Origin of the sequence: Microbacterium sp. B24, from assembly GCF_000333415.1 — a bacterium.
Taxonomy (GTDB): Bacteria; Actinomycetota; Actinomycetes; order Actinomycetales; family Microbacteriaceae; genus Microbacterium.
Genome location: NZ_BADB01000528.1, coordinates 1 through 1,059, shown reverse-complemented (window position 1 = coordinate 1,059; position 1,059 = coordinate 1). Strand labels below are relative to the sequence as shown.

Genomic DNA, 1,059 nt, shown 5'->3' with positions numbered 1-1,059 from the left:
CCGTCGCGCGCGGCGCGCGCCTGCTCACGGGCGGATCTGCCGTCGACGGCCCGGGAACGTTCTTCGAGCCGACGGTGATCACNGACGTGTCGGGCGGCAGCGACATCTNCCGCGAGGAGATCTTCGGCCCCGTGCTCGCGATCGCGACGTTCACCGACGAGGACGAGGCCGTTCGGCTCGCCAACGACACGGAGTACGGCCTGGTCTCCTACGTCTTCACCGAGGATCTCGCGCGCGGCATGCGAATGATCGATCGCCTGGAAACCGGCATGATGGGCCTGAATGCAGGGGTCGTCTCGAACGCGGCCGCGCCGTTCGGCGGCGTGAAGCAGTCGGGCGTGGGCCGTGAGGGAGGCCTCGAAGGCATCCACGAGTTCCTCTCGACCAAGTACACGCTGATCCCCGCCTGATCCCTGCCCGATCCCCACTGACGCGAACCGACCCTCAGTCGACACGAAACGGAGAACGACGATGACGTATGCGGTTGTGAATCCCGCCACCGGCCAGACCCTCGCCACCTATCCCGACTTCACGGCCGACGAGGTCGAGGCCGCCGTCGCCGCCGCGCACGAGGCGGCACAGACATGGGGACGCACGTCCACGCCGGCGGAGCGTGCGGCCCTGCTGCGCCGGGTCGCCGAACTGCATCGCGAGCGCCGCGACGAGCTGGCCGCGATCATCGTGCGGGAGATGGGCAAACCGCTCGCTGCGGCCGAGGGTGAGGTCGACTTCGCGGCCGACATCACGGAGTTCTACGCCGATCACATCGACGAGATCACCGGCGACCGGCCCATCGACATCCTCGGGGACGGCACCGCGGTGATCCGCCGCTCGCCGCTGGGCGTGCTTCTGGGCATCATGCCGTGGAACTTCCCCTACTACCAGGTCGCCCGCTTCGCGGCGCCGAACCTGGCGATCGGCAACACCATCCTGCTCAAGCACGCACCGCAGTGTCCGCAGTCCGCGGCTGCGATCGCCCAGATCTACGCCGACGCGGGCTTCCCCGTCGGCGCCGTACGTTGGACGTCCGTCTCACCAACGAGCAAGCCGCGGAGGTCA

General features: G+C 68.8%; 1 protein-coding gene and 1 pseudogene. Both read left to right on the top strand.

Annotation, left to right across the window (positions count from 1 at the left end; translation table 11 throughout):
• A partial coding sequence (locus I5I_RS15585; protein WP_036321936.1) for an aldehyde dehydrogenase family protein occupies positions 1–410 on the top strand: 410 nt, incomplete at its 5' end.
• 61 nt (positions 411–471) lie between these two features.
• Positions 472–1,059: pseudogene (locus I5I_RS15580) on the top strand (aldehyde dehydrogenase family protein); the annotation flags it as partial.